Here is a 24,149-nt window from a genome sequence, read left to right as displayed (position 1 = left end):
GGCCGATCAGCGCGTAGGGTTCTGATCTATCGACTGGGAAGTTTAGGTGACACACTGGTGGCACTTCCATCGCTTCACCTGGTGGAACGTGCGTTTCCCATGGCGGATCGTAGATTGCTGACAAACTTTCCTGTTTCAGGGAAGGCGCCCGCTGCTGCCGCGGTTCTGGGCGACTCCGGGCTTATCCATGGCTATGAGCGCTACACGGTAGGCACACGCAGCCCGTGGGAGCTGCTGAAGCTTGTCTTCCGCATTCGCCGCTTCCGCCCGAACGCAATGGTCTACCTCATGGCTGCGCGCGGCACTGTTACAGCTCAGCGAGATTTACGTTTCTTCCAAACAATCTGCGGCATCCGCAACATCATCGGCATTCCCGTTACAGAAGACATGCAGCGATGCAGGGTCGACGCCACAGGCATGCTGGAACCGGAAGCATCGCGTTTGGCACGTAACATCGGCGCTCTCGGTGAAGCCTATCTGAACGAGCCCACAAGCTGGGACATGCGACTCTCCGACGATGAGATTGCCGCAGCCGATCGTCTCCTGGAACCCGTTGCTCATATGCCGTGCATCGCAGTCAGCGTGGGGACTAAGGTGCAGGCGAAGGATTGGGGTCGCGATAACTGGCGTGCTCTTCTGACTCGAGTTGCAGAGCTCTATCCGAACCACGGCCTCGTGCTCGCCGGTGCTCCAGAGGAATCAGAGGCAAGCGAGTTTGCAGCCGATGGCTGGCGTTCTATTGAGGGAGCCGGTCCCGTTGTGAATCTGTGCGGCAAGCTGTCGCCCCGGCAGAGTGCGGCTGCCTTCCACAAATGCAAAGTCTTTCTCGGTCATGACAGCGGACCAATGCATCTCGCTGCCTCGGTTCAAACGCCTTGCGTGGCTATCTTTGCAGCACGTAACAAGCCGCGTATGTGGTTCCCCTTCGGCAAACATCATCGTGTGATTTACCACTATGTTGACTGTTGGGGATGCGCTTTGGAGACCTGCATTGAACAAAAGCGCAAATGTCTGCTTTCTATCACCGTGGATGAGGTATTGGCTGCACTTACCGCTACCATGAAGGTGTCCGTCGCAAAGACGTTCTGAAGGAGATGCATGCTTCCCGAGTTGCACAAGGTACTTGACCTGCTGGAGGGCGGCTTCGGCAGCCTCGGTGTGTTGGTAGTTGGCGATGTCATGATCGATCGCTACATTGTGGGCGATGTGGAACGCATCTCGCCGGAAGCACCTGTCCCAGTCCTGCGGCAGGTTCGTGAATATTCCAGACCGGGCGGCGCAGCAAACGTCGCGATGAACCTTGCCGGACTCGGGCTGAAGGCAACCCTGGCAGGATTTGTAGGTGACGACGCAGCCGGAGCGGAACTGCGTTCCTTGCTCAAGGATTCTGGTGTGGATCCGTCAGGACTCGTTGACTGCGGCCTTCCCACGATCGCGAAGACGCGTGTTGTCAGCCGAACGCAGCAGTTGATGCGCATCGACGTAGAGAGCCGCAATGAGCATGCAGACGGTGATTGCCAGGCTCTCCGCGCCTTCGCGACGAAGGCAGTCTCCTCCGTTCAGGCAGTCATCCTGTCTGACTACGCAAAAGGCGCACTGACCAGGTCGCTTTGCCACGCCGTCATCGAAGCCGCACGTTCCCGTGGTGTTCCCGTTCTGGTAGACCCAAAGACGCGCGACTTCACCAAGTACAGCGGCGCCACCACCATCAGCCCCAACCTGAATGAACTCAGCATGGCGACTGGTGTTCCTCCTCACCAGACGGATGATCTGTTGCAGGCAGGGCGAGATCTGTTGCGTTCCCTTGAAATGGATTACCTCACGGTCACCATGAGTGAGAAGGGCATCCGCGTACTCCATGCAGACGGCAAAGGCGAAGAGATTCATTCCCCCTCACGTGCTCGCGAAGTCTTTGACGTATCTGGTGCAGGCGACACCGTCATCGCAACGTTGGCAGCTGGCTTGGCCGGTGGTCTGCAGGTAGGCACCGCGGTGGATCTGGCGAATGTTGCCGCAGGAATTGTCGTTGCCAAGCTGGGAACAGTGCCTGTGGCGGCGCATGAGATCGTCGCAGAGCTTACTGTCTCCGGTGGCATCACCTCTGCCGAGAAGGTGTTGGATCTTGATCGCGCAGTTGCACGCATCGACGAATGGAAGGAGTCTGGTGAAACGGTTGTGTTCACCAACGGCTGCTTCGATCTCCTTCACATTGGTCACGTAACGCTTCTGGAAGACTGCCGCCGCTACGGTTCGAAGCTCGTGGTCGCAATGAACACGGATCGTTCTGTGAGTGAACTGAAGGGACCCACACGTCCCATCGTGGGTCAGAACGAACGCACGCGCGTGATGGCTGCACTCGGTTGTGTCGACATGGTGGTGCTCTTCGATGAAGAGACGCCGCTCGAGTTGATCCGTGCTCTCAAGCCGAATGTTCTGGTGAAGGGCGGCGACTATTCCGTGGAGACCGTTGTGGGCCACGAAGATGTTCTTGCCGCTGGTGGACGCGTAGAGATTGTGCCCACTGTGGAGGGCTTCTCCACCACCAACATCGTGAAGAAGATGACGGCAGGCTACGCGAAGTAGAGTGCGAATTGCTTGGGAGTATCGCGAACGGTTCGCTCAGAATATCTGAGCCACTCTTCCACCGTTGGGTAGGCCGACATTCTGATCAGAATCAGGTATTCTTGAATTGTTCGAGAGGTTAGCTCAGTTGGTAGAGCATCGCCCTTTTAAGGCGCTGGTCCTGGGTTCGAATCCCAGACCTCTCACCACTCCCACCGCATTTTTTTCATGACATTCCCGTTCCGGAGCATGGGTTCCGACGTAGGTTCCTGCCTGCAACTTTAGTGGCAGATACCCCGGTTGACTTGAGATGGTAAGGAACGTAGCCTCACCACAAGCAGGGTGCTTTTCGCACCAGCTGATGTGCAAACCTCGTCCGATTGCCGGCCTAAAACCGGCACGGCCCTCCGTGGCCGCTTTTTGTTATTGAGCCGGTTTTTGAAGGATGACCTTGAAGGTACAGGCGGAAAGAAACGGAGAGCATGGACGATAGCAGCATGAATCCAGCCGAAGACGAACGCCAGGACGCTCCGGAGACTCCGGAAGACGTAGCCGTTCTGTATACGTGGGCAAACGTCCACGGTGGCAAGTACAGAGATTTCTCCGCGGAGCGCCGCGAACATCGCGCGCTACAGCGTCATCGCATGGTGGAAGCGCAGCGTCAGGCTGAGCTGGATGCCGCACAGGCAATGGAGGAGGCTGCCGTGCGAGAGTTGGAAGAGGCGCGCCGCCACGAGCAGGAAGTTGCAGATAACGAAGCGGCCCGGCAGGAAGCAGAAGAGGCTCGCCGACTTGCAGAAGAGCGCGCCAGCCGCGAGCGTCAGGCCGCCCAGCGCCACGTAGAAACCGCAGAAAATCTGAAGCGCGCACTCCAGGATGCAGAACGAGAGATGGAGGAGGCGCGCCGCCATGTTGAGCAGCAGGCGGCACGTTACGCAGAGGCCGATGCGCGTTACCGCAACTCGACCCGGGAGAACATCCCCGGTGAGATCGAGGATCCCTACTATTACGCTGGGCACCTGGAACCCACGGCATTTGCTCCCGGCAAAGGCGTCCGCAGTTCCGTCCCGCAGCGTGTCTCTTCAGAGCGCAGGATCACAGAAAATTACTACCGTTCCAAGGGCAGCGCAGAAATGCCTGCGGCCGCGGGAACGGAGCGCTCTCCCTATACAGAGAACTATGCCTATCCGGACCACCGGACCGACACTCCGGAAGATGCACACGAACGCCGTCGTCCGGACGAGCAGGAGCGCCTGCATCGCCCCAGCGAAATGCGCGCGCAGGACATCGACGACCACGGCTATTACGATCACAAGCCTGAAGCCGCAAGCGCTTCTGCTATTCCACGGTCTCCGTCAGACCTGAACTCTGCGCCGGGCGATCTATATATCCCGCCGCGCGTTCCCGGTGCTCGACCATCATCTGCATCTGCTGAGAGAGCCGTACGTTCAATAACCCGTCCTGTGGACCCGGAACCGGGGAATACCCACGTGCTGGACACCTCGCGTGTTCGTCGTCGCGAATCTGCAACTGACATCTCGGCGCGCACGACGCGTCATTCGCGCCAGGAACCCGCACGGCGTGACAGTGATGTTTCGGAAGCTGGGGAATACGCTGCTGATTCGCAACAGTCCATGCGTCGGCTTCCTACAGATGTCCGCCGGTCCGATTCCAATCCCGTATTCACCATCCAGGGCGAGCCCGCGCGTTCTTCCGAGGAGCGTCCGGAATGGCTAGGACGCGATGCACGAGACTCTGCCGAAGTGCCTTCGTATCAGGATCGTCGCGAAAGCCCCGCCGCAGGATTCTCCGAAACGCAGCGCATAGAAGCTGCTTCAGATGATCGTGCTGCACGCGATGTGCGTCAGCCCGCGCCGGAGTACGTGGCGGAAAGGGAAGTGTCGCAACCTCGATCGGCCTCCAGCGATGTCGCGAACGCGCCAACCGCGCGTCCTTCATCAGATACCTTGCAGCAGTCGCGCGAACGCGTTGCCGCACGTTGGTTTGCTCTGAAGGGATTGGTCGGGTCGGAAACGCATTCGGAGCCCGCTGTCCCCGCGCGCAGCAAGGATGTTCCGGTGCCAACACTCTGCGTCATGTCTCTGGCCGGCGGTGTCGGCAAGACCAGCATGGTGGCTACCGTCGCACGCACGCTGTCCTCCATGGGGGAACGAGTTCTTCTTGCTGACGTCACGCCTCACGGTCTACTGCCGTATTACTTTGGCGCAAACGAATTGCGTCCAGATGTAGTGCGGACCTTCTCGCCCCCACCAGGCAGCAAGGCTGCACCAGTCTTCATGGTGAATTACCAGGCAGAGCGACTGAATGGTAACGACGAAGGACAGGCGGATCTTCTGGATGAGATATCTCGGCATGCACACGGCACGCAGCGCGTACTGTTGGATCTGAACAGCGCCAGCGCATGGTTAGGACGTCGCCTTGCATCAGAGAAGCAGGCGAAGATTCTCGTGCCCATCACGCCAGACATGAACTCCGTTCTCGGCATCAAGAACATGGAACGCTTCTTTGCGGGAACACAGGACACGGAGGGGCGCCCCGTTCGTCCTTACTATGTTCTGAACCAGTTTGATGCCTCATTGCCGCTTCATCTGGATGTGCGTGAGGTGTTGCGTCAGCAACTGGGCGACCGTCTGTTGCCGGTGATGATCCGCCGTTCTCCTGCAGTTTCGGAAGCGTTGGCAGAAGGTATGACCGTTATGGATTACGCGCCGGAATCGCCGGTTGCGGAGGATTACATGCATCTGGCGGAGTGGGCTCGCAACCTTGCAGCACCAGCGCAGAACAGTATGCGAAGCATCCGCTGGAGTGAACGATGACAGAAACGCGACTCTGGCAGCAGTTTGAGAGCGGCGACAACTATTTCTTGCTTCTCCTCCGCACGACGGTAGTCTTCTGCTGCGTCTGCCTTTTGGTTTACGCAGGTTTACTGGAACTCACGTGGCCACAGCAGGCCATTCTCGGCGTTGTGACCGTTCTCATCGCGGTATGGATGGATCGTTCGTCCTCGTCGTACCTCATCACGCTCACGTTGATGATGGCGTCCTGCTATTCCACGTACCGCTACGCCTACTGGCGTATCTCTACAGTCATTAAGTTCTTCTTGGACCCCGCTTCGCAGTGGGGCGGACTCGATGCGTTCTTTATCTTCCTGCTGGTTCTGGCGGAAGCGTATTCGTTCTCCATTCTTTATCTGGGCTACATGCAGACGCTCTGGCCGCTGCGCCGCACCCCCGTGCCGCTACCGGACGATACGGAAGACTGGCCTGCAGTGGATCTGCTGATCCCGACCTACAACGAACCGCTCAACGTGGTCCGTTACACGGCACTCGCCGCCACACTCATTGACTGGCCCGCCGACAAGCTGAACGTCTATGTGCTCGACGACGGCAAGCGCGAAGAGTTCCGTATCTTCTGCGAAGAAGCAGGCATCGGTTACATGACGCGTGACGATAACGCGCACGCCAAGGCTGGCAACATCAACCGCGCCTTGAAGCGCCTGAGCTCACCGCTCGTGGCCATCTTCGATTCAGACCACGTTCCCACACGCTCGTTCCTGCAGGTCACTGTGGGATGGTTCGTTCGCGACCGCAAGCTGGGCATGCTGCAAACGCCGCATCATTTCTATTCGCCCGATCCGTTCGAACGTAACCTCGGCCAGTTCCGCGCCATCCCCAATGAAGGCGAACTGTTTTACGGCATCGTGCAGGACGGCAACGACCTCTGGAACGCCACATTCTTCTGCGGTTCCTGTGCCGTACTTCGTCGCGAAGCTCTGGATCAAATTGGCGGTATCGCTGTTGAAACCGTCACGGAAGACGCTCACACCAGCCTCCGCATGCAGATCAATGGCTGGAACACGGCATACATCAACATCCCGCAGGCAGCAGGTCTGGCTACGGAACGCCTCAGTGGTCACGTAAAGCAGCGTATTCGCTGGGCACGCGGCATGATTCAGATCATGCGTACAGACAATCCGCTGTTTGCGCCGGGCCTCAAGCCCATGCAGCGGCTCTGCTACTTCAACGCGATGACCCACTTCCTTTACGGTCTGCCGCGTTTGATCTTCCTGTTCGCTCCGTTGATCTACCTGATCCTGGGACACACGAACGTGCCGGGGTACTGGGCAGCGATTCTCGCGTACGCCTTCCCGCACCTTGTGTTGTCATCCATGACGAACTCGCGCATCCAGGGCCAGCATCGCCATTCGTTCTGGAACGAGATCTACGAGACCGTGCTGGCGCCGTACATCTTCCTGCCCACGTTCATGGCCATCCTCAACCCCAAGCTGGGTTCGTTCAACGTAACGGCAAAGGGCGGTGTGGTTAGCCGCAGGTTCTTCGATTCGCGTATCGCATTGCCGTTCCTCACAATGCTCGCGTTTAGCTTCCTTGGGCTGCTCTGCGCCATTCCGCGATACATTCACTTCCCGGGAAGCGGCCTTATCTGGCCGTTGAACATTCTCGCGAACATGTATGACGGCACCCACCCTGGAACCATCCTGATGAACGTCATCTGGACCTTCTTCAACATCCTCATCCTGGGCGTGGCCTGCGGTGTGGCGTGGGAAAGCCAGCAACGTCGTCAAACAGTGCGTGTCACCATGCAGGTGCCTGTAACCGTTGAACTGCCCGATGGAACCATGCTCACTGGTGTGACCGCCGACGTTTCCAGTGGCGGCGTGATGATGGAAACCGACGAAGCAGCGGCAATGGTGGAAGGCGGGGAACCGGTTCGTCTCCACTTCCCGGTGCTGGATGGCGAAGAGTCGCTTCCCGCTACGATCGTTCGCGTAAATGGAACAGAGCTTCGCGCGCAGTTTGATCCACTCTCCATCTCCGAAGAAGAGGCGCTCACGCAAGTGCTGTACTCGCGTGCCGACACGTGGCTCGGATGGGGCGAAGCACGTGAAGCCGATAGGCCGCTGAAGAGCCTGGCGCGCATCTTGCATCTTGCAGTAATTGGGTTGAGAGAAACCTTCCGAGGTCTGATGAAGAAGAACGGTGGTAGTGGAAAAGGTGCGCTGAGTACGGGAATCGCCCCGCTGGCGCTGCTGCTCACGCTGGGAATGTTATTGGGCCTGGGCGCGTCATCGCATGCGCAAGCACCCGGCATAATGGTGCCACCTGCACCACAAAGTGGAGCCGCAAACGTTGGCGCTTTGGGTGTGACACCCGGTTCCGCGCTGCAACAGCGTGTGATGCCTCCGGGACAGTTCGACAACGTCTTCACGTTGCAGGACGTAGGCGTTGCTGACACCGTCGTTCTGCGCGGTGTGGACGCGTACCACTCTGTCTACTTCGCTGTGCCGCAGACGCAGGTTGTGAAGACCGCGACACTGCATCTGCGCTATCACTTTTCGCCGGGCCTGTTGCCTGCGTTGAGCCATCTGAAGGTCTCTGTCAACGGCACTCTCTTCGCCACGCTGCCCGTCACGCAACAGCCGAATCTGACGCCTGCAGATCTGACACCGGAAGAGAAGATTGCAGAGAGCCAGAAGCTTTCCGTCACGCGCGTTAACGAGAACAACGCGCTCATGGAAGCCACGCTGGAAATGCCCGCGGACATGCTCGTCCGCGACAACCAGATCACCTTTGAGTTCATCGGCCATTACACCCTGCAGTGCGAAGACCCCTCGCACTCCACGCTGTGGTCGCACATCGATAACAACAGTTCCATCGAACTCACCGGCAATCTGCTGCCCCTGCAGGACGACCTCAAGCTGTTGCCGCTGCCGTTCTATGACGCCGCAGTCAACCTGCACCCCGTGGTGCCCATCGTCTTCCTGAACCAGCCTTCCACGAAAGCGATGCAGGCTGCCGGCATTGTCGCCTCCTACTTCGGCGTACTCACCGACTACCGCAAGGTCCGCTTCCCGGTGTCGTTCGGACAGATTCCTCAGGGCAACGTCATCCTCATTAGCGAGAACGCCGCGGAACTCCCGTCATCGCTCAATGTGCAGTCCACTGGCGGGCCCACCATAGCCATGCGGACGAATCCATCCGACCCGTATTCCAAGGTTCTGGTGCTCACCGGAAATTCCGCCGCAGACGCAGTACTTGCTGCGCAAGCGCTCTCGCTGCAGAAAGACATGTGGCAGGGCAATCAGGTGTCGGTATCCGTAACGCATCCTGCTCCCAGCCAGCCAGACGATGCACCACGCTGGATGCCCACGGATCGCCTCACAACCGTTGGTGAGTTAATGCAGACGGGAGACCTTCAGGGCGACGGCTCCGTGCCTGTAGGCGTCTTCATGCGTCTGCCACCGGATCTCTATTACGGTTCGCGCGCCAACATCATCTTCCACATGGACTACCGGTATAACCCGGTGCCGCTGGCGAATGAGAGCACGCTGCAGGTCTACATGAACACGGCGTACGTTTCGTCCACGCCCATGCCTCATGCGGATCGCGCCTCCGCGCGCCTCGAAACGGAAATCCCCATCCCACGCGGAAACATGCGTCCGTTCTCGCAGACCATGAGCCTCAAGTTCGTCTTCCAGATCGCGAAGAAGAACAAGTGCCAGGACACGGCGCCGCTCAACCTGCAGGGAGCCATCGTTAAGGATTCTTACCTCGACATCCGTGGCATTCCGCATCTGGCTGTGCTGCCCGATCTGGAACTGTTCTCCAACGCAGGCTTCCCGTTCACGCGATACAAGGACCTGTCGCAGACCGCCTTCATCCTGCCGGATAACCCAGGCGCAGATGAGATCGAAGCCTACCTGACCCTCATGGGCCACTTCGGTGCTGCCACCGGCTATCCCGCAATCGATGTCACAGTCGACGGTCCCGACGGCTTGAAGTCTGACGGTAAGAAGGACTACATCGTCATGGGCACCGTGGAAGATCAGACGGCCTTCGCCAAGCTGAACAACCACCTGCCGGTACAGCCTTCAACCAGCGGCCTCAAGATTTCCGACACCCAGGGCTTCTTCGCTCCTCTCGAACACGCATGGTGGAAGGTTCGCTCCTCCGATCACGTCAAGACAGGCGAGCTGGAAGTCTCCGGCGGTCTGCCCGACGCTTTGATCGAAGGCATGGAATGGCCTGCGCGTTCCAACCGCTCGGTCGTTGTGATCGCTCTGCGTGACCATTCGGTCATCCCCGCGTTCCTCACAACCTTCCTCCGCGTCAGCTCGTCCTCGGACATCTCGCAGTCCGTCGCCGTGCTTCACGGTACGCAGTTCGTCTCATACCGCATTGGCAACGACGTCTACAAGATTGGGTCGTTGTCAATTTGGACACGTCTCCAGCTGTTCTTTTCCGAATTCCCTGCATCCGTTGTAGTACTGGTGATCCTGGCCAGCATCCTGCTGGCAATAATCATCCGTGTATCGCTCCGCCGTCGCGCACGGCTGCGGTTGCAGGGAGAGGACTAAATGCTGGGAGTACGAAAAGGGTGGCGTGATGGCTTCCGTCGCACAGCGGCGGTCGCAATCGCGTGCGTGACGTTGTTATCGCAGACGGGCTGCCGTGCAGAGGTCCCGTGGCCGCTGTGGCAGTCCTATCGTGCAAAGTTTGTCGATGCCTCCGGCCGCGTGATTGACCACGACGCCAACGACCGCACCACCAGCGAAGGCATGGCGTATGGCATGTTCTTCGCCCTTGTCACCAACGACCGTCCTACCTTTGACAAGATGCTCCGCTGGACCGAGGACAACCTCGCCGGCGGCGACCTCACAGCACGTCTCCCTGCATGGAATTGGGGCAAGTCACCCGAAGGCCAGTGGAAGACGCTCGATGCCAACTCCGCGGCTGACGCCGATCTCTGGATGGCTTACGACCTCGTTGAGGCCGGACGTCTCTGGAAGGACGATCGTCTCGCAAAGCTTGGTACGGTCCTTGCGAACCGCATCGCACAGAGCGAAGTCGCGCTGGTGCCGGGACTGGGGACAGTTTTGCTGCCCGGTCCGCAGGGCTTTCACCCTGATCAGAACACCTTCATCCTGAATCCCTCATACACGCCGCCGCAGGTGGTGGCCCGTCTGCGTACGGAATCGCCGCAAGGGCCATGGACACCGCTGCTGGAAAGTTACCCTGCGCTGATACAGGGAAGCTCTCCCACCGGATATGCCATGGATTGGGTCACTGCAGGGACAGCCGTACGTCCCAGCGGAACCCCGGCACAACTAGCCACCGGCAAGACTGATTTCGCTCCGGTCGGCGGTTATGAATCCATCCGTGTTTATCTCTGGCTCGGCATGGCCGACAAGGGCACCAACGGCGTTTCTGACTCGCTGGGATATCTGCAGGGCATGGGACGTTACATGCAAACGGCCCCGACGCCTCCGCTGCAGGTGGATGCCACCGGAAAGATCCTGAATCCAGAGGGCACGGTCGGGTTTTCGGCAGCCATGATTCCTTTTCTGGTCAGCACTGGCCGCATGAGTCAGGCAAAGACGCAGAACGATCGCCTGACGGCCAGCAAGGACTCAGCAACCGGTCTGTATGGCCACTCTTCTCTGTACTATGACCAGAATCTTGCGTTATTTGCGACAGGTTGGCAGGAGGGACGTTTTCGCTTCGACCGTGATGGAAAGCTCAGGCTGAAATGGAAGTAGGGAAGCCAAGTAGCTGTTACCACAAGAGTAAACCCCTAAAAAAACCGGCTGTTCCACCCAAGAAACGAGTAAGATTCTGTGGGGAACACGGCAAACCTGACCCCCAGGTCGCGGGTCTTAGCATGCGCAGGCAGCGTACCAGCGCAGAGGCAGATTGAATGGCATACAAAGCTCCATCCCGGCGGACGCTTCTGTTCCTGAGTGCCGTTCTCCTGAGCACTCCGGCAGAACTGTGCCTGCAGGCCCAGACACAACCCGCCACCACCAGCGCGGCAACACAAGCTCTATTGGATAAGGCCCGTTCGCTGGAGTCGCGCGGACGCATGGACATGGCTGCCCAGACCTGGCAGCAGGTCCTCCTGGCCGATCCCAACAATACGGACGCACTCGCTGGCCTGGCACGCGCCGCCAAGATGTCCGGCAACAACGCTCTCGCCAACACCTATCTGCAACGCCTGCGTTCCATCAATCCGAACGACCCCGGCATTGCTCGCGCAGAAAGCGTGATGCAGCAGGGAGCACAGCTCGCGGAATTGCAGAAGGCAGGCAAGCTTGCCGCCGCTGGAAATTACGCGGAAGCCGTCCGCATCTACCGCTCCGTCTTCGGCAACAACCCGCCGCAGGGCGAATGGGCACTGGCCTATTACGAGACAGAAGCCGCCACGGAAGACGGTCGCCCGCACGCCATTGCCGCGCTGCGGTCATTGATGGACCGCTATCCCGCGGACTCGCGTTATCAAGTAGCCCTGGGCCGCATCCTCACGTACAACCCGAAGACGCGAGCGGAAGGCCGTCGCCTGCTGGAGCGCCATCCCAACGATCCTCAGGCAGTGGAGGCTCTTAAGCAATCGCTGGTGTGGGACGCGCAGAACCCGGCTTCCGCCGGTGACATCCGCAACTATCTCGCAAAACACAAAGACGCGCAGTTGCAGGACGCGCTCCGCACCACGGAAGCGAACCAGCGTGCCGCCGCAAAGAGCCGCAAGCCCGGTGCTGGTACTCCATATGTTGAACCACCAGAAAACGCTCAGCAGCGTCAGTACAACGCGGAGCAGAGTGCTGCTTACGCCGCGCTGAACGCGAAGCGCTTCACTGAGGCAGAAGAGCGCTTCAAGACCTTGCTGGCCAAGAATCCCGACGACGCTCGCGCACTCGCTGGCATGGGATATGTCCGCATGAACCAGCAGAACTTCGGCGGCGCCATCTCCTTCCTGGAGCAGGCAAAGCAGGAAGGTGCAACGGACAAGGGCCTCGACGCGAACCTCAACTCGGCGCGTTACTTCTACACCATTCAAGAGGGCGGCATCGCTCTCAATGAAAACGACCTGACCACTGCGGAACAACAGTACCGGCAGGCGCTTACTATCCGTCCCAGCGGCCCGGAGGCTCTGTTGGGCCTCGCGGGAACACTCGCCAAGGCACAGCAGCCGGAACCAGCCAGTGCTGCGTATCAGGAATACATTCGCCTGAAGCCGCAAGCGATTGAAGGCTGGCGCGGTCTGTTCATGTCGCAGTATCAGGCAGGCCATGCCGCCGCCGCACTTGAGACGGAACGCCGCACACCGCAGACCATTCGCACGCAGCTCATGCGTGACCCTGACTACCTCCGTTCGCTCGCGTCGGCTTACTCCGCCGTTGGCCGCGACGCGGATGCACAACGCGTTTTGCGCTCGGCGCTCGATATGCCTTTTCCTGCGGGAGCGCAGGGCTTGAAGGCAGACACACAGCTGCAGTACGCCAGCCTGCTCTTGCAGGCAAACCATCTTGATCAGGCCGCTGGCCTGTACCGGCAGGTACTTTCCGGGGACCCTACGAACGCGCTCGCATGGCAGGGATTAGTTAACACCCTGCACACCATGCATGACGATGCGGGCGCGATTCAGACATTGGAGAGCATGCCGCCTGTTGTTTACGATCAGGCGCTCCATGACCCCGGCTTCCTCGGCACTGCCGCAGCCATCTATCAATCGCAGAACAAGTACGACATCGCGCAAAGCCTCTTGGAGCGCGCTATCGCGCAGCAGAACACCGCAGGTCAGCGCATCCCGGCAGCATTGCAGTTGCAGTTGGCGGGCCTGTATCTTCAGCGGAACGACGCAGCACACGCCTTTCCCATCTACCAGCGCATCCTGAGTGAAAACCCGGATCGCGTGGATGCATGGAAGGGCCTGCTGACCGCGCTGCATACCGCAGGCCGCGACCGCGATGCGCTGGCGCAGATTCAGCAGATTCCTGTTTCCACGCGCAAGACGCTCGAAGGCGACGTGGAATATCTCCAGACCGTTGGCAACATCTACAACGGTCTCGGCCAGCCTTCTCAGGCCATGCTCTTCCTGAACCGTGTGCAGCAGCGTTATGCCAGCCAACACACGGTAGCTCCGGCAGACATTGACATTCAGAACGCCTGGCTGCTCTTCAACGGGCAGAATGACGTTGGTCTCTATCGCCAGTTGCTGGTGCTCGGCAGCCGTCAGGATCTCTCCGACGAACAGCGCCGCACGGTGCAGGTCATCTGGGCCAACTGGGCTGTGCGCAAGGCAAATCAATCTGCCGCTGCCAACAACGAGAAGCGCTCACTCGCAATTCTGAATGCCACGGCGAAAGCCTTCCCGGATAATCCCGGTGTCATCAAGGCCCTCGCCGGCGGATATCTCCGCGCCGGAATGGCAAAGCAAGCCGTCGCCATCTTCAAGGCGCAGGACATGAGCACTGGCTCCGCAGCGGATTACAAGGCCGCAGTCGGTTCCGCGCTTGCCGCAAATGATCTGAAGGACGCCGAAAACTGGCTGCGCTACGCGCTGGATCAATACCCCCGCGACGGCCAGATTCTGAACCTTGCTGCACGTTTCGAGCAGGCCCGCGGCGACAGCACGCGTGCCGCCGATTACTATCGCGCATCGCTCGCCGCGCAACCGCAGCCCGATCCGGGTTCGGAACTGGCGAGCATCCTTAATCAGCCAACGCCGCAGCTGAATCCCCGCCAACTGCCGAGCCCCACGCAAGCAGAAGGCCTTGCGCAGCTTCTGGCCCCCGGCCAAGAAGATCGCAACCCGGACGGCACGCCCATGACGCAGCCTCCGGCACATCCGTACCTTCCCAACGCCTCCAACTCGTATGGTCAGGCGCCGGTGCAGATCGGCACGCAGGCACCGCTGCCAGGGTCTGGATACGCACAGCCTTACAACGGCAATACCGCTCAGCCAACGGTACCGTCGTACATGGCGAACCCCAATTCCACGGTGCGCCAGCAGCCTTCCACGCAGCGCCTGCGTGACTACGTTCCCAACTCCGGCACGCTTCCGGCCGCAGGCTCCATCGTGTATCCCGGTGTCTCACAGAATTACTCAATGCCGGATGTAACAGGGCATGCACAGGAAGCGCCGCTGACAGCAAGCGCACAGCCGCTTTCTTCTGAGACCGATCTGCCAGGCACCGCGCCTGACGCCTCACTCGCCTACCAGCAGGAACAGATTCGTCGTTCCACCCAGCAGGCTCAGTCAGCAAACACATCGGATCCGGTGTATCTCGCTGGCTCGTATAAAGAAGGTGCGCAGACCGGCCAGTTCAACGGCGAAGTCTACGGCCCGTACATCCCATACGTTCCGCCAACGCAGCAGAACGCAACCCCAATGGTCACGTACTCGGCCAGCGACGTCCGCGTCCCGACCCATGCCGTCAGCAACACCAAGCGCGGCGGGAAGACGGTGCATCCTGAAATCGCCGCTGCGGAAGCTGCTGCAGCGCGCCGCCGCCAGTCCGATCCACGCAGCATGATGGGGCAGAGCACTCCGCCTGACGAAATCGCGGACGGCACGCCGCGCAACACGCAATACGCGCAGACACCGGTTCCCGGCCAGACGGGCCAGCCATCGTCGCTCCCGGCAACGGCTCCCACGAACACGCAGCCGTACGACACGTCATCCACCAACGATGGCAACACCTACCGTCAGGGACTGGGCAGCACACGCACCACGACGGTTCAGCCCGGTCGCTCGTACAACAATTACGGCATCCAGAGCGGCGAGAACACCTACGGCCAGCAGTATCCGCAGCCCACGCGCCCTGTGATCAAGGGCACAACGACGGCTCACCGCACCACGCGTTCGCGTTCCGCCACGTCGATTGCTGGCGTGGGTCAGGCCTCTGCGCCCATCTTCTATCCCGCGGCACCCAGCGAGCTTTCCACGCAGCCATACCCGGATCTGCCGCCATATAACAACGGCAACAATCGCATCCCAACGGATGGCGATTTGGTCGCGCGTAGCGTCCCGCCACTGCGCGGCTATTACGACCCGAACGAGAAGGTAGCGCCGCCGCTCAACGAACGTCAGCAGACAGAACTTGACCTGGCCACGCTTGAATCCAGCTACTCCGGTTGGGTAGGTGGCAGCGGTTGGGTACGCTTCCGTAGCGGCACACCGGGCGTCAACCGTCTCTTCGACTACGAAGCTCCCATGGAAGCCACCTTCGTGGCGGGGAATCGCGTGCGCTTCTCCGTAGTCCCGAAGGCAGTCTTCCTGAACAGCGGAACACTCGATCTCGGCACGCTGGGCGCAACCACTGCCACACCGCTATTGGGCACCTTGCCTGCCACGGCCATCACCTCTCCCGCGCCGCAGTATTCGTCCGGCGTCGGCGGTGAACTGCAGATGACCAGCACGAACTTCGGCCTGGCCGTTGGCTATACCCCGTACTCGTTCCTGGTAAACAACATCACCGGTCGCGCGCGTGCGCGTTTCTTCAATCACCTCACGCTCTACGGCGAACGCGACTCCGTGAAGGACACGCAGCTTTCCTACGCCGGTCTGCGTGATCCGGGTTCTGTAACACCTGTCTTCTCCGGCAACATCTGGGGCGGCGTGGTCTCCACCACCGTGGGCGCTCGTGTCGATTTCGGCGATGAAAAGTCCGGCTTCTACATCAGCGGCGACGGCGGTACGGTCAACGGTTACAAGACGCTCGACAACCAGAAGCTCGAAGGCACCATGGGCGCGTACTTCCGCGTCTGGCAGGTGCCGCAGTATGGTTCGCTGAACGTGGGTGGTAGCTTCTTCGGCATGCATTATGCCCACAACGAAATCCCATTGACCTACGGTAACGGCGGCTACTTCAGCCCTGAGGTCTACTTCCTCGGCTCGTTGCCCGTCACCTGGAATGGCCACTATCGCGACAAGTGGCACTACACCATCGCAGGCGCCCTCGGCGTGCAGACCTTTGTACAGGACACGGCCAAGTTCTATCCCATGTCCGACTCCGCCAGCGTAGCACTGTTTAACGGATCGCTCTCTGGCTGCTCTCTGACTGAGATTGCCCAGAAGACCTGCGCCACGGCCTATTCGCCACGCAGCACCTCCACCGGAGCCAACTTCAACATCGGTGGCCAGTTCAGCTATCAAGTTGCGGAACATTGGTATGTGGGCGGAGCGTTGGCCGCGAACAACACGAACAACTACACCATGGTGCAGCCCACCTTCTTCGCGCGCTATCTGTTTAAGGCACAGTACCCGACAGAGGATTATCCAACGGGCCTGTTCCCAATGGAAGGTCTCCGACCGCTACGCGTTCCATAGCAATCAAAACATTGGCTAACGAAAGCACAGCTTCGGCTGTGCTTTTTGCTGCAGTACATCAGGGAACGCGGCAGACCTTCGCATCCCCATTGCGATACGGGCAGGGAAACGCCGTCTCAGCATCCGCAGGTAACAAAATCCACGACGCCCCATACGGACGCAACCGCTGAATGCGCTGAGCGTCTGGAAGAGAAGCAAGTCCTTCCTGTGCCTGGCTACCAGCCAGCCATGTATCGGCCAGCACCGGCACAACAGACGCAATACCACCATCCTTAGCCGCATCAGGAATTGTGCTTCGCCGCGCAATGGCCCGCACCATCTGCGCATCTTCACCGCGCGTCGTCGTGTAGCGCGCGTCGACAGCAATCAGCGCATCCACAGGCGTGTTCTTTCGAAGCCAAAGAGCAGCGTTCTCATATCCATTGCCACGTTGCTGCCACGGATTTTCCCAGTGAGCAGAGTGCGGATAAGTCTCTCTCTGCAAGAACAGCATTCCGCCAACAGCGCCAAGCACGAACAGATAGAGCACACAGCGCCGCCACGTTCTTGCGTCCGGATCTGCCAGCCGTCCAGCCAGCAGCAGTACAAAAACAATGGAGACGGGATGCAGCAACCGCAGTGGCTGCAAGCGTGCCAACTGGAAAGCCGTATTGCCCGTATGGATCAGCAGCAACGCGCCCGCAGTCACCGTCACCATGGAAGCAGCCATCGCAGCAGCTACGGACTGCGCCGCAGAAGACATCGTCTTACTTCGGCCGGAAGCCACGGTCAACAGCATCAGAACCGGCGCAATCAGACCAATCCACTCGTACCACTGCCACTGCGAAGGGAACCAGTAACCCCGCGAAAGCGACGCGGCACGCACGGCCGCGGAATCAACAGGCGCCACAAACTGTATCGCCACCATGATGCCAATCACAGCCAGCGCCAGCAGAATAAAACCCCGCGTACGTTTCGGCGATCTCTGCCAAAGCAGCAAAAAAGCAGCCGGCAGTAGCGCCCACAGCGTCATCAGCGGATGCACGGCAAACGACATCCCTCCACACACAGCCGCAGCGCCATATCTCTTACGCAACAGGGCAGTCAGCCCCAACAGAATCAATGGCGTGGAGAACGAACGAGACGTCAGATACGGGTCCGCAATATAGAGCGACGTCCCGCCCACCGGCATGCCCATAGCCAGCGCCAGCAACAATGTAGACCAAAGCTGCTGCCGTCGCGTAGAGAACAACTCGCAAGCCATTCCGTACGCTGCGGCCACGGTCGCGGCAATCGACAGCAAATACAGCCCCAGCAGTACGACTTCCTGCGGCATACGGCTCCGCTGCACCACTTCAGCCACAACCGGGATGAACAGGCTCTTGCCGGTATGCGCCACGGCAAAGGCTCGAAATGCAGGGAACAGCGACGGATTTAACCGCAGCGCCAAAGCCGACGCATAAATCCCGCCATCCTCCGCATACGGGTGATAGCCAAGGAGTGCCGCGGCCACCAGTGATAATGCACCTAAAAACAGCAGCGTCGTCCGCTTGCTGCTTTCCGTTGCATTCATCGAGCGCAAACGCGCTTCTGTAAGAATCGAAACTGTTGCCATGTATTGTGTGCGAGCACCTAAGACTAACGTGCAGAGTTAGACGTACGCAGCGGCGTCTTCTGCCAATCTTCGTATAATCGGTGAGGCATGTCCCAATTTCATTCCCGCCCGTATCCCCGCAGAGCAGGAGCCATTGTTTGAGCGAAAAGCCATCCAGCAACGCAAGCCGCTACTGGAAACTCATTCCCGGGCTTCTCATCTCCGCCTTTTTCCTTTGGCGGACCCTGCGCGGATTCCACCTGGATGAGCTGCGCGATGTGCACTTCGGCCATCCCGTATGGATTCTGGGTGTACTGGGCTTCATCTCGGTAGATTACGGCCTCCGCAGCTATCGCTGGTGGCTCATGCTGCGCCGATATAACGCGCGCCTCACCGCATGCTTTCGCGTGCTCATGACCAGCCTGGCGGCAAACAACATCCTGCCCTTCCGCATTGGCGATTTCCTGCGCATCTTTGCCTATGCCCCGGATGTAAACGCGTCATCGTCCGCTGTGCTTAGTACCGTGGTGTTGGAACGTCTGCTGGATACGGTCATGCTGCTCGGCTTCTTTGCCGTGGCAGCCTCCGGGCTTGAGAGCAGCTTTGCTGCGTTCTCATTCCACGGGTATGGCGTCGCGCAGACGGTTCGTCTGGTGCTCGTCATTCTGGTGTTCTGCCTGGGCCTGCTTCTCTTCGGCACACACATCCTGCACCTCCTCGTGCAGAAACTCGTTGCGCGTTACGGCAATCACCCACGCACACGCAAGTTCGGCGAGTGGGCTGAGCAGTTGTTTGATGCCATCGTGCACATCCCGTACCCGGTGCGCTTTCTGCTCGTGCTGCTCACGTCCATCGTCTGGCTCTGTGAAGGCATGGTCTTTTATTCCACCGCGCAGCTCCTGGGCCTCAACACATTCCACGGCTCCATGCTCGCGTCCATTCTCAGCAATCTGAGCTTTATGTTGCCCAGCGCTCCCGGTGGCATCGGCCCTTTTGAAGCATTTGGCAAGCTCGCCATGGAGTCGCAGGGTGTGCCCACATCGCTGGCCATCCTGTACGCACTCTTTGTGCACTTCGTCATCTTTATGCTCGTCAACATCGTCGGTGGCATCGGCTTCCTGATCAACCGCAAAGAGCATGGTGGTAAAACGCTCTCGCAGGAAATTCATTCACTTCCGCCTGAAGCCGATCTCCTGTAAGTGAAGAACTGCTGCGCACACGCGCAGCCCATGTAGAAAGAACGAACTATGTATCGCAAGCTCAAACAGGCACTGCTGGAAACCACAGCAAACGTGCTGCAAACAAAATACGAAGTCACCGGCGCAAACATCGCCACAGAGCTTCCGCCAAACATCGCGATGGGCGAAATCGCCACGCCCGTCGCCTTTGAGCTCGCCAAGCGCCTGCGCAAAGCACCGAAGATGATCGCCACTGAACTTGCCGCTGAACTCAACGGCATCGACGGTGTTGCCACGGTTGAAGTCGCCGGTGCTGGCTACCTCAACGTAAAGCTTGATCGCGCAGCCATCACCAAGCGCATTGCCAAGGGCGAACACTCTGACATTGGCGGCGAAGGCCTCCGTCTCGTCGAACACACCAGCATCAACCCGAACAAAGCCGCTCACGTAGGCCATCTGCGCAACGCCATCCTCGGTGACAGCTTCGCGCGTCTCCTGCGCAAGGACAGCTATAAGTCCGGCTATCCCACCGTGGTGCAGAACTACATCGATAACACCGGCGTTCAGGTGGCGGACGTAGTCGTCGGCCTGCTGCATCTGGAAGGGAAGTCGTCTGCGGATGTGGATGCACTCATCGGCGATCTCGTCGCGCGCGGCGAACGCGTCGACTACTACCTGTGGGATCTCTACGCCCGCGTCTCGCAGTGGTATGACAGTGATGCCGACCAGAAAGAAGCACGCAAGAAGCTGCGCCTGGACACGCTGCACCACATTGAAGAAGGCAACAACGAAATCGCAAAGGTAGCCGACCTCGTCGCCACTGCGGTTCTCGAGCGTCATCTCGAAACCATGGAGCGCCTCTCCATCGAGTACGACTTCCTGCCGCGTGAAAGCGAAATCCTGCACCTGCATTTCTGGGAAGCAGCACGCCAGTTGATGGTTGAGCGCGGTGTTCTGTATCTCGAAACCGAAGGCAAGAATAAGGGCTGCTGGGTTATGCGTCGCCCCGGCGCAGAAGTTGTGGAAGGCCCCGATGAAGATGCAAAGGTCATCATCCGTTCCAACGGCACCGTGACTTACGTAGGCAAAGACATCGCGTATCACCTATGGAAGTTCGGCCTTCTACCGGGTCGCGATTTCGGCTACAAGATCTTCCGCGAGTACGAAACGCATCCCTGCTGGATCAGCACCATGCACGGCGAAGAACCGCATCCTAACTACGGTCAGGCCGCTGCCATCTACAACGTGATCGACTCACGTCAGAACGATCCGCAGGCCAACGTCGTAGAGAGTCTTCGCGCACTCGGTTACACCGAGGCCGCAGCGAACTACACGCACATCAACTACGCCATGGTTGCGCTCACACCGCGTTGCGCCATCGATCTCGGCTACACCCTCAGCGATGCCGACAAGGAAAAGACACACCTCGAAGTCAGTGGTCGCAAAGGCTTTGGTGTAAAGGCAGACGATCTTCTCGATCGCCTCATCGCAGCTGCGAAATCCGAAGTCGACGCACGTCATCCGGAAGATCCCGAGTCGCAGCGCCAACGTTCCGCGGAACAGATCGCAGTGGGTGCTCTGCGTTACTTCATGCTGAAGTACACACGCAACACCATCATCGCGTTTGATTTCCGCGATGCGCTTTCCTTCGAAGGTGAAACCGGCCCGTACGTGCAGTACTCCGCAGTACGCGCCGCAAACATCCTGAAGAAGGCAGGCGTCACAGAGCAGCACGCGATCAATGACATTGCTGACCTCGATCTGGCCCCCTACTTCGAAGGTGAAGCAGGCGACAGCCTGTGGGCCATGTGGCTCATCCTGTCGCGTGTGACAACGATTGTTGAGCAGTCCATTGCGGCAGCAGAACCCGCCATCGTCGCGCGTTTTGCCTTCCAGCTCGCGCAGGAGTTCAACAATTTCTACCACCGCAATCACGTGTTGAACGAAACCGATCCCGCACGGAAGAAGTTGCTATTGGCTACCGCTGCCGTAGCTTCACGCGAACTCACGCGCGTCCTCGGCTGGCTCGGCATCGAAGTGCCACTGTCGATGTAAGAAAGTTGAGGTCAACGCAATCACCGCGTTGACCTCACTTGTAGCTCCACACTGATAAGGGTATTACCTGTCTACAAGCACCGCCTCCATAACACGCACCAACTCCAGTGGATGAATTGGCTTGGTCACAGTCTGTGCTACGCCGAGTCGTTCCATCTCTGACGCGTCTTCTGGCACAACACATTCACAAACAAAATGACTGGCGTCATCACACCGCGTTCGCGCAGTTGGCGTAGCAAAGCCATTCCATTCACGTTCGGCATCTGTTTGTCGGTCAGGATCAGATCGACAGGATCTGCTTCCACAATCCGCAGTGCTTCCGCTCCATCGTCAGCGGTAAGAACACGTGCTCCCGTCCGCTGCAGCACGATAGAAAATGTAAGTCGCAAAATAGGTTCGTCGTCCACAACAAGGACGGTGCTCTCAGCCAAAGTCATTGCGCCAGCGCCCGCACCCATTCCACAATCGACCGCACCGCGACGCCGCTCGGTCCCTTGGCAATGTACGAACGAGATTCGTCAATCCATGCCTGCCCTGCAATGTCCAGATGAATCCACGGCGTCTCGCCAACAAACTCTTTCAGGAACATCGCAGCAGTGATCGCACCACCCCAACGATCCATACCGGTGTTTCTAATGTCGGCAATGTCGCTCTTAATCAACTCGCGATAATCATCGGTACAGGGAAGCTGCCAGAAAGTTTCGTCGGTTGTATTTACTGCTTCGCGGAACAACGCAACGGTCTCATCATCGTTTGAGAACAAACCGCTGTTCAACTTGCCCAACGCAACGACACACGCGCCCGTCAGCGTCGCCGCATTGATGAGATGCGTTGCACCCAAAGTCTTCGCATAGTGCAAGCCATCTGCGAGCACCAGCCGACCTTCAGCATCTGTGTTCATCACCTCAATGGTCTTGCCGCTCATCGCCGTTAATACATCACCCGGCTTGTACGCGGAGCCACTCGGCATATTCTCCGCAGAACACACAACACCGATCACCTCTACCGCAGGCTTCAACGCAGCAATCGTCTGCATCGCACCAATCATGGCAGCAGCACCAGCCATGTCGTACTTCATCTTGTCCATGCCATCCGCAGGCTTGATGGAGATGCCGCCGGTATCAAACGTAATGCCTTTGCCCACAAGGCCAATCACGTTGCTGTTCGCGGCCTTCGCAGGCTTATAGCGCATCACGATAAGCGCAGGCGGCTGCACAGAACCCTGCGCCACACCCAGGAACGCACCCATGCCCAGTTCCTTCAGTTTCTCCGTGCTGTGAACTTCGCAGGACAGCCCATTGGCCTCGCACATCGCAGCAGCGCGCTTGCCAAGCTCCGTAGGAGTCAGCACATTGCCGGGCTCATTCACCAGCGTCCGCGCAAAGTTCTGTGCCGCAGCAAAAACTTCACCTTCAGCGAACCCACGCTCCAACGCACCACGCGACGTCTCATCACCAAGCAGAACAACATTCTGCATGCTGCGGTCTTCCCGCTGGCTGCGATACGTATCCGCATCGTAATCCGCCAGCAGAATGCCTTCCGTCAACGCACGCGATACTTCCGCGGCGTCCAGATTTTCATTCAGCTTCGGAAATACGATCGCCGCATCGCGAATACTCTTCGCTTTCGCAGTACGAATCGCGGTGCCAGCAGCCTTACGCAATTCCGCAGTCGAAAGCTTCGCAGCCTTACCTGCACCCACAATCAACAACCGCTCCGCCTTCAGTCCAGCAGGCGCATGCAGCAGCAATGTCCCGCCAGCATCCGCCTTAAACTCACCAGAGTTCAGGAAAGGCGCAGCGGCAGCAAGAATCGCTTGTTCTGCTGTCAGAAGAGAAATGGAAGGAGCATCAGGTGCGCTGCCATTATCAACGGCAAACACGGTCAGCAGCGATGTCACAAATTCGGGGGCGTTTGAGAACTGAAGCGAGGCATTCATGCCCCAACAGTGTAGCTCTGCCAACGGAAGAAAATCGCAGCGCGACTATCGACGTTGGCTACGCGCAACAGCCGCGCGAGCTTCACGATCTGCCTCGCGGTTGCGTTCGGTCTCGCGCTTATCCCAATCCTGCTTACCGCGGGCTAACGCCAGTTCGCACTTTACGCGACCATTCTTGAAGTAGAAACGCGTCGGAATCAGGGTGAAACCCTTTTCCTTGGTCCGTGCCGTCAACTTGCGCAACTCTTCCTTATGCAGCAGCAGCTTACGGGTGCGCGTCTCTTCGTGGTTCATGATGTTGCCGTGCGAAAACGCGCCAATGTGAGCATTCAGCAAAAATGCCTCACCGTTGTTGATCAGCCCATAGGCGTCTTTCAACTGCGCTTTGCCTTCGCGAATGCTCTTCACTTCGGTGCCGCGCAGCGCAATTCCACATTCAAAACGGTCTGTAAGAAAGTAGTTATGGCTGGCAGACCGGTTTACGGCAGCATCCCGCTGGCCCACCGCGACCGGGTCGCGTTGCGCTGGTTTTTTGGATGGGTTTTGCTGAAATACGGCGGGAGAATGCGGCATGGTTCTATCTGATGCGTGGACCTCCACTACGGAAGCATCCAGCGCCCTTCTCACGATGGTACACTTCTCACACAAAACAGGCAGATTCAGCGTCCCTGACATTGGCTTTGTGTGAGCG

12 protein-coding genes and 1 tRNA gene are annotated in these 24,149 nt (G+C 58.9%); 9 read left to right on the top strand and 4 right to left on the bottom strand.

The genetic code is table 11. The annotated features are described in order from the left end of the window. Nucleotides 1-57: 57 nt before the first annotated feature. The 7 genes from BLT38_RS09275 (at nt 58) to BLT38_RS09245 (ending at nt 16,713) form a co-directional block, all read left to right on the top strand. Complete coding sequence (locus tag BLT38_RS09275; protein ID WP_231966834.1) at nt 58-1,089, top strand: glycosyltransferase family 9 protein; 1,032 nt, start codon at nt 58-60, stop codon at nt 1,087-1,089. Nucleotides 1,090-1,098: 9 nt separating this feature from the next. Next, entirely contained in the window at nt 1,099-2,583 is a 1,485-nt protein-coding gene (gene hldE, locus BLT38_RS09270; RefSeq protein WP_083344920.1) for a bifunctional D-glycero-beta-D-manno-heptose-7-phosphate kinase/D-glycero-beta-D-manno-heptose 1-phosphate adenylyltransferase HldE, read from the top strand. A 112-nt stretch (nt 2,584-2,695) separates the two neighbouring features. Next, nucleotides 2,696-2,771: transfer RNA gene (locus BLT38_RS09265), tRNA-Lys, on the top strand. Nucleotides 2,772-3,059: 288 nt separating this feature from the next. Continuing rightward, nucleotides 3,060-5,399: a cellulose synthase operon protein YhjQ/BcsQ gene (locus BLT38_RS09260; protein ID WP_172838209.1), complete on the top strand. Its 2,340-nt coding sequence runs from the start codon at nt 3,060-3,062 to the stop codon at nt 5,397-5,399. Beyond that, complete coding sequence (gene bcsA, locus BLT38_RS09255) at nt 5,396-9,961, top strand: UDP-forming cellulose synthase catalytic subunit (protein WP_083344918.1); 4,566 nt, start codon at nt 5,396-5,398, stop codon at nt 9,959-9,961. The genes BLT38_RS09260 and bcsA overlap by 4 nt, the downstream gene beginning before the upstream one ends. Further along, nucleotides 9,962-11,143 carry a cellulose synthase complex periplasmic endoglucanase BcsZ gene (gene bcsZ, locus BLT38_RS09250; protein ID WP_083344917.1) on the top strand — a complete coding sequence of 394 codons (1,182 nt, stop codon included), beginning with the start codon at nt 9,962-9,964 and terminating at the stop codon, nt 11,141-11,143. Between the two features lie 158 nt (nt 11,144-11,301). Further along, the gene (locus BLT38_RS09245; RefSeq protein WP_083344916.1) at nt 11,302-16,713 is read left to right on the top strand and encodes a cellulose biosynthesis protein BcsC; all 5,412 of its coding nucleotides are present in this window, start codon (nt 11,302-11,304) and stop codon (nt 16,711-16,713) included. Nucleotides 16,714-16,771: 58 nt separating this feature from the next. Here the strand turns inward: BLT38_RS09245 and BLT38_RS09240 are convergent, their stop codons facing one another. Next, entirely contained in the window at nt 16,772-18,307 is a 1,536-nt protein-coding gene (locus tag BLT38_RS09240) for a hypothetical protein (protein ID WP_083344915.1), read from the bottom strand. A 137-nt stretch (nt 18,308-18,444) separates the two neighbouring features. Between BLT38_RS09240 and BLT38_RS09235 the strand changes: the two genes are divergently transcribed. Together BLT38_RS09235 and BLT38_RS09230 are read left to right on the top strand one after the other, a co-directional pair. Beyond that, nucleotides 18,445-19,485, top strand: coding sequence for a lysylphosphatidylglycerol synthase transmembrane domain-containing protein (locus BLT38_RS09235; RefSeq protein ID WP_172838208.1), 1,041 nt, complete (start codon nt 18,445-18,447; stop codon nt 19,483-19,485). A gap of 48 nt (nt 19,486-19,533) precedes the next feature. Continuing rightward, nucleotides 19,534-21,519, top strand: coding sequence for an arginine--tRNA ligase (locus tag BLT38_RS09230; RefSeq protein ID WP_083344913.1), 1,986 nt, complete (start codon nt 19,534-19,536; stop codon nt 21,517-21,519). Between the two features lie 137 nt (nt 21,520-21,656). Here the strand turns inward: BLT38_RS09230 and BLT38_RS09225 are convergent, their stop codons facing one another. From BLT38_RS09225 to smpB, 3 genes are read right to left on the bottom strand one after another with little or no spacing between them, the layout of a single operon-like run. Next, the gene (locus BLT38_RS09225; RefSeq protein ID WP_172838207.1) at nt 21,657-21,956 is read right to left on the bottom strand and encodes a response regulator; all 300 of its coding nucleotides are present in this window, start codon (nt 21,954-21,956) and stop codon (nt 21,657-21,659) included. After that, nucleotides 21,953-23,458: a leucyl aminopeptidase gene (locus BLT38_RS09220; protein WP_083344911.1), complete on the bottom strand. Its 1,506-nt coding sequence runs from the start codon at nt 23,456-23,458 to the stop codon at nt 21,953-21,955. Before BLT38_RS09220 ends, BLT38_RS09225 begins: the two co-directional genes overlap by 4 nt. Nucleotides 23,459-23,503: 45 nt before the next feature. Then, nucleotides 23,504-24,031: an SsrA-binding protein SmpB gene (smpB, locus tag BLT38_RS09215; RefSeq protein ID WP_083344910.1), complete on the bottom strand. Its 528-nt coding sequence runs from the start codon at nt 24,029-24,031 to the stop codon at nt 23,504-23,506. Between the last annotated feature and the right edge of the window lie 118 nt (nt 24,032-24,149).

It is taken from the genome of Terriglobus roseus (assembly GCF_900102185.1).
GTDB classification, from domain to species: Bacteria; Acidobacteriota; Terriglobia; order Terriglobales; family Acidobacteriaceae; genus Terriglobus; species Terriglobus roseus_A.
The sequence above is the reverse complement of the archived record's forward strand: the minus strand, read 5'-3'. Positions and strand labels throughout refer to the sequence as shown.

What these genes read in the sequence shown, in the direction of transcription:
- BLT38_RS09225 (WP_172838207.1), bottom strand. Translation starts at nt 21,956, where the DNA reads ATGACTTTGGCTGAGAGCACCGTCCTTGTTGTGGACGACGAACCTATT.
- hldE (WP_083344920.1), top strand. Translation starts at nt 1,099, where the DNA reads ATGCTTCCCGAGTTGCACAAGGTACTTGACCTGCTGGAGGGCGGCTTC.
- BLT38_RS09240 (WP_083344915.1), bottom strand. Translation starts at nt 18,307, where the DNA reads ATGGCAACAGTTTCGATTCTTACAGAAGCGCGTTTGCGCTCGATGAAT.
- bcsA (WP_083344918.1), top strand. Translation starts at nt 5,396, where the DNA reads ATGACAGAAACGCGACTCTGGCAGCAGTTTGAGAGCGGCGACAACTAT.
- bcsZ (WP_083344917.1), top strand. Translation starts at nt 9,962, where the DNA reads ATGCTGGGAGTACGAAAAGGGTGGCGTGATGGCTTCCGTCGCACAGCG.
- BLT38_RS09220 (WP_083344911.1), bottom strand. Translation starts at nt 23,458, where the DNA reads ATGAATGCCTCGCTTCAGTTCTCAAACGCCCCCGAATTTGTGACATCG.
- BLT38_RS09260 (WP_172838209.1), top strand. Translation starts at nt 3,060, where the DNA reads ATGAATCCAGCCGAAGACGAACGCCAGGACGCTCCGGAGACTCCGGAA.
- smpB (WP_083344910.1), bottom strand. Translation starts at nt 24,031, where the DNA reads ATGCCGCATTCTCCCGCCGTATTTCAGCAAAACCCATCCAAAAAACCA.
- BLT38_RS09230 (WP_083344913.1), top strand. Translation starts at nt 19,534, where the DNA reads ATGTATCGCAAGCTCAAACAGGCACTGCTGGAAACCACAGCAAACGTG.
- BLT38_RS09245 (WP_083344916.1), top strand. Translation starts at nt 11,302, where the DNA reads ATGGCATACAAAGCTCCATCCCGGCGGACGCTTCTGTTCCTGAGTGCC.